The organism is Streptomyces flavofungini, assembly GCF_041028215.1.
GTDB lineage: Bacteria > Actinomycetota > Actinomycetes > Streptomycetales > Streptomycetaceae > Streptomyces > Streptomyces flavofungini_B.
On the sequence record NZ_JASKYR010001303.1, the window covers coordinates 1 to 1008 of the forward strand.

Here is a 1008-nt window from a genome sequence, read left to right on the forward strand (position 1 = left end):
TCCACGCACACCCTCACGACACCCACCGAGATGTCCTACGCAGCGGGGAGACCACAGTGAGAGACGACATCACCAGAGACTGGACGCTGACGCGCACCTCCCGGGCCCACGCCGGAGGCCGCGCGGAGCACGCGGCGATCATCTGCGAGGGCCGCACCACCACGTACGCGAAGTTCCACCGGGACAGCAACCGGGCCGCCCACGCCCTGCGCGACGCGGGCATCGGCACCGGCGACCGCGTCGCCTATCTGGGCCGCGAGTCGGAGAACTACTACCTGACCATCCTGGCCTGCGCGAAGGCCGGGGCCGTCCTCGTACCGGTCAACTGGCGGCTCACCCGCGGCGAGGTGGACCACATCCTGCGTGACTCCGGCGCCGTGCTGCTCTTCGTGGACGACGAGTTCTGGGACACCGCGGACCGCGTCAAGCCGCACCTGCCGGGGCTGCGCACCGTCGTCCGCGTCGACGGCACCGACAGCGAGGGCGAACCGGCGCGCGGCACCGGACTGCCCGCCTGGTACGCCAACCACCCCACCACCGACCTGGAGCCGGGCACGGGGCCCGACGACGCGGTGGTGCAGATCTACACCAGCGGCACCACCGGACTGCCCAAGGGCGCCGTCCTGCCCCACCGGAGCTTCTTCACGCTGCCCGCCGCGATGCGGGAGCACGGCGTGGACTGGCTGGACTGGCTGCCGGAGGACGTCAGCCTGATCTCGCTGCCGGGCTTCGGCATCGCGGGCATCGGCTGGTTCATGCACACCTTCAACGCCGGTGCGACCAGCGTGGTGATGCCGCAGTTCATCCCGCAGGAGGCGGTGCGGCTGATCCGCGAGCACGGGGTCACCATCACCTTCGCGGCACCCGCCATGCTCCAGATGATGATGGCCGAACGTGGCGCGGGACCCGAGGCGTTCGCCTCGATGCGCAAGATCGCCTACGGTGCCGCGCCGATGTCGGAGACGCTCCTGGAACGCTGCCTGGAGGTGTTCGGCTGCGAGTTCGCGC

The 1008-nt window shown here is 70.7% G+C and carries 1 protein-coding gene; it reads left to right on the top strand.

Annotation, left to right across the window (positions count from 1 at the left end):
* Positions 1-56: 56 nt before the first annotated feature.
* Positions 57-1008, top strand: a 952-nt coding sequence (locus AB8Z36_RS40625; RefSeq protein WP_369218361.1) for an AMP-binding protein, incomplete at its 3' end; no start/stop codon positions are given.